The sequence below is a fragment of the Streptomyces glaucosporus genome (assembly GCF_039533345.1).
GTDB lineage: Bacteria > Actinomycetota > Actinomycetes > Streptomycetales > Streptomycetaceae > Streptomyces > Streptomyces glaucosporus.
This window is the reverse complement of the sequence record NZ_BAAATJ010000048.1, coordinates 1-4,987: the sequence shown is the minus strand read 5'-3', so window position 1 is coordinate 4,987 and position 4,987 is coordinate 1. Positions and strand designations below refer to the sequence as shown.

The 4,987-nt window shown below is 60.0% G+C and carries 2 rRNA genes; both read right to left on the bottom strand.

Annotation, left to right across the window (positions count from 1 at the left end):
* Nucleotides 1-3,115: ribosomal RNA gene (locus ABD358_RS28230) — 23S ribosomal RNA — on the bottom strand.
* Nucleotides 3,116-3,444: 329 nt separating this feature from the next.
* A 16S ribosomal RNA gene (locus tag ABD358_RS28225) occupies nucleotides 3,445-4,974 on the bottom strand.
* Together the 16S and 23S rRNA genes form the textbook arrangement of a ribosomal RNA operon.
* Nucleotides 4,975-4,987: the final 13 nt, after the last annotated feature.

Sequence of the window (4,987 nt, the reverse complement as noted above, 5' to 3'; positions counted from 1 at the left end):
ATGGACAAGCCCTCGGCCTATTAGTACCAGTCAACTCCACACGTTGCCGTGCTTCCATCTCTGGCCTATCAACCCGGTCGTCTCCCGGGAGCCTTACCCCCTTCACGGGGCGGGAGTCCTCATCTCGAAGCAGGCTTCCCGCTTAGATGCTTTCAGCGGTTATCCCTCCCGAACGTAGCCAACCAGCCATGCCCTTGGCAGAACAACTGGCACACCAGAGGTTCGTCCGTCCCGGTCCTCTCGTACTAGGGACAGCCCTTCTCAAGACTCCTACGCGCACAGCGGATAGGGACCGAACTGTCTCACGACGTTCTAAACCCAGCTCGCGTACCGCTTTAATGGGCGAACAGCCCAACCCTTGGGACCGACTCCAGCCCCAGGATGCGACGAGCCGACATCGAGGTGCCAAACCATCCCGTCGATATGGACTCTTGGGGAAGATCAGCCTGTTATCCCCGGGGTACCTTTTATCCGTTGAGCGACGGCACTTCCACACGTAACCGCCGGATCACTAGTCCCTGCTTTCGCACCTGCTCGACCCGTCAGTCTCACAGTCAAGCTCCCTTGTGCACTTACACTCACCACCTGATGACCAACCAGGCTGAGGGAACCTTTGGGCGCCTCCGTTACCCTTTAGGAGGCAACCGCCCCAGTTAAACTACCCACCAGACACTGTCCCCGATCCGGATCACGGACCCGGGTTAGACATCCAGCACGACCAGAGTGGTATTTCAAGAACGCCTCCACACGCACTGGCGTGCGCGCTTCACCGGCTCCCACCTATCCTACACAAGCCGAACCGAACACCAATATCAAGCTGTAGTAAAGGTCCCGGGGTCTTTCCGTCCTGCTGCGCGAAACGAGCATCTTTACTCGTAGTGCAATTTCACCGGGCCTATGGTTGAGACAGTCGAGAAGTCGTTACGCCATTCGTGCAGGTCGGAACTTACCCGACAAGGAATTTCGCTACCTTAGGATGGTTATAGTTACCACCGCCGTTTACTGGCGCTTAAGTTCTCAGCGTCGCGGTACCGAAGCACCACTAACCGGTCCCCTTAACGTTCCAGCACCGGGCAGGCGTCAGTCCGTATACCTCGCCTTACGGCTTCGCACGGACCTGTGTTTTTAGTAAACAGTCGCTTCTCGCTGGTCTCTGCGGCCACCCCCAGCTCACACCGCACGGGTGATCACCAGAAGCGGCCCCCCTTCTCCCGAAGTTACGGGGGCATTTTGCCGAGTTCCTTAACCATAGTTCACCCGAACGCCTCGGTATTCTCTACCAGACCACCTGAGTCGGTTTAGGGTACGGGCCGCCGTGCAACTCGCTAGAGGCTTTTCTCGGCAGCATAGGATCATCCACTTCGCCACACCGGCTCGGCATCAGGTCTCAGACATCCTGCCACGCGGATTTACCTACGTGACGTCCTACACCCTTACCCCGGGACAACCACCGCCCGGGCTGGACTACCTTCCTGCGTCACCCCATCACTCACCTACTACCGGATCGGGCCGTCGGCTCCACACCACCCGCACCCGAAGGCACGGGCAGGCTTCACGGACTTAGCATCACCGGGCTCGGCCCTTGCGCTGCACCGCGGGTACCGGAATATCAACCGGTTATCCATCGACTACGCCTGTCGGCCTCGCCTTAGGCCCCGACTTACCCTGGGCAGATCAGCTTGACCCAGGAACCCTTGGTCAATCGGCGCAGGAGTTTCCCACTCCTGTCTCGCTACTCATGCCTGCATTCTCACTCGTGTACCGTCCACCACTGCCTTCCGGCGCGGCTTCACCCGGCACACGACGCTCCCCTACCCATCCACACGGCCGTTGGGCCTGTTGTGCGGATGACACGACGTCGGCGGTGTGCTTGAGCCCCGCTACATTGTCGGCGCAGAATCACTTGACCAGTGAGCTATTACGCACTCTTTCAAGGATGGCTGCTTCTAAGCCAACCTCCTGGTTGTCTCTGCGACTCCACATCCTTTCCCACTTAGCACACGCTTAGGGGCCTTAGTCGATGCTCTGGGCTGTTTCCCTCTCGACCATGGAGCTTATCCCCCACAGTCTCACTGCCGCGCTCAACTTACCGGCATTCGGAGTTTGGCTAAGGTCAGTAACCCGGTAGGGCCCATCGCCTATCCAGTGCTCTACCTCCGGCAAGCAACACGCGACGCTGCACCTAAATGCATTTCGGGGAGAACCAGCTATCACGGAGTTTGATTGGCCTTTCACCCCTAACCACAGGTCATCCCCCAGGTTTTCAACCCTGGTGGGTTCGGGCCTCCACGACCTCTTACAGCCGCTTCACCCTGCCCATGGCTAGATCACTCCGCTTCGGGTCTTGGGCACGCTACTCAACCGCCCTGTTCGGACTCGCTTTCGCTCCGGCTACCCCTCCCGGGTTAACCTCGCAACGCACCGCAAACTCGCAGGCTCATTCTTCAAAAGGCACGCAGTCACGACACACCAGCAAGCTGGTGTGCGACGCTCCCACGGCTTGTAGGCACACGGTTTCAGGTACTATTTCACTCCGCTCCCGCGGTACTTTTCACCATTCCCTCACGGTACTCTCCGCTATCGGTCACCAGGGAATATTTAGGCTTGGCGGGTGGTCCCGCCGGATTCACACGGGATTTCTCGGGCCCCGTGCTACTTGGGTGGTCCTCAAACGAGCCGCACAGATTTCGGCTACGGGGGTCTTACCCTCTACGCCGGGCCTTTCGCATGCCCTTCGCCTATCCCTGCGGTTTCTGACTCGTCTCACGGCCGGCAGACCGCGACCGAGAACTCCCACAACCCCGCACCGGCAACCCCTGCCGGGTCTCACACCGATACGGTTTGGCCTCATCCGGTTTCGCTCGCCACTACTCCCGGAATCACGGTTGTTTTCTCTTCCTGCGGGTACTGAGATGTTTCACTTCCCCGCGTTCCCTCCACGCACCCTATGTGTTCAGATGCGGGTGACAGCCCATGACGACTGCCGGGTTTCCCCATTCGGACACCCCCGGATCACAGCTCGGTTGACAGCTCCCCGGGGCCTATCGCGGCCTCCCACGTCCTTCATCGGTTCCTGGTGCCAAGGCATCCACCGTGCGCCCTTAACAACTTGGCCACAGATGCTCGCGTCCACTGTGCAGTTCTCAAACAACGACCAGCCACCCATCACCCCGGAACCACGTTCCGGGAACACTGGGGCCGGCACCGAAGACCCGGCCGTCACGGCCGTGCCCTCAGACACCCAACAGCGCGCCCAGCTCCCCGCCGACCACCGGCACCGCGTTCCCCGCCTCTTCACCGAAGAGGCCGTACTAGCGTTCCGGCCGATCACCGAGAACTGAATAGTCAACGTTCCACCCATGAGCAACCGGCACCAGACACTCGCTGGTGCACCGGCCTCTGGACCACCGGGCACAGACCCGGCGGCCAAGAAGTGCTCCTTAGAAAGGAGGTGATCCAGCCGCACCTTCCGGTACGGCTACCTTGTTACGACTTCGTCCCAATCGCCAGTCCCACCTTCGACGATTCCCTCCCACACGGGGTTGGGCCACCGGCTTCGGGTGTTACCGACTTTCGTGACGTGACGGGCGGTGTGTACAAGGCCCGGGAACGTATTCACCGCAGCACTGCTGATCTGCGATTACTAGCGACTCCGACTTCATGGGGTCGAGTTGCAGACCCCAATCCGAACTGAGACCGGCTTTTTGAGATTCGCTCCACCTCGCGGTATCGCAGCTCATTGTACCGGCCATTGTAGCACGTGTGCAGCCCAAGACATAAGGGGCATGATGACTTGACGTCGTCCCCACCTTCCTCCGAGTTGACCCCGGCAGTCTCCTGTGAGTCCCCATCACCTCCGAAGAGGCACGCTGGCAACACAGGACAAGGGTTGCGCTCGTTGCGGGACTTAACCCAACATCTCACGACACGAGCTGACGACAGCCATGCACCACCTGTACACCGACCACAAGGGGGACCCTGTCTCCAGGGTTTTCCGGTGTATGTCAAGCCTTGGTAAGGTTCTTCGCGTTGCGTCGAATTAAGCCACATGCTCCGCCGCTTGTGCGGGCCCCCGTCAATTCCTTTGAGTTTTAGCCTTGCGGCCGTACTCCCCAGGCGGGGCACTTAATGCGTTAGCTACGGCACGGACGACGTGGAATGCCGCCCACACCTAGTGCCCAACGTTTACGGCGTGGACTACCAGGGTATCTAATCCTGTTCGCTCCCCACGCTTTCGCTCCTCAGCGTCAGTATCGGCCCAGAGATCCGCCTTCGCCACCGGTGTTCCTCCTGATATCTGCGCATTTCACCGCTACACCAGGAATTCCGATCTCCCCTGCCGAACTCCAGCCTGCCCGTATCGAATGCCGACCCGGGGTTAAGCCCCGGGCTTTCACATCCGACGTGACAGGCCGCCTACGAGCTCTTTACGCCCAATAATTCCGGACAACGCTCGCACCCTACGTATTACCGCGGCTGCTGGCACGTAGTTAGCCGGTGCTTCTTCTGCAGGTACCGTCACTTGCGCTTCTTCCCTGCTGAAAGAGGTTTACAACCCGAAGGCCGTCATCCCTCACGCGGCGTCGCTGCATCAGGCTTGCGCCCATTGTGCAATATTCCCCACTGCTGCCTCCCGTAGGAGTCTGGGCCGTGTCTCAGTCCCAGTGTGGCCGGTCGCCCTCTCAGGCCGGCTACCCGTCGTCGCCTTGGTGGGCCGTTACCCCACCAACCAGCTGATAGGCCGCGGGCTCATCCTGCACCGCCGGAGCTTTCCACCCCACGAGATGCCTCGCGGAGTCGTATCCGGTATTAGCTCCGGTTTCCCGGAGTTATCCCAGAGTGCAGGGCAGATTGCCCACGTGTTACTCACCCGTTCGCCACTCTTCCCCTCCCGGAGGAGGTTCATCGTTCGACTTGCATGTGTTAAGCACGCCGCCAGCGTTCGTCCTGAGCCAGGATCAAACTCTCCGTGAATGTCTTCCCCCGC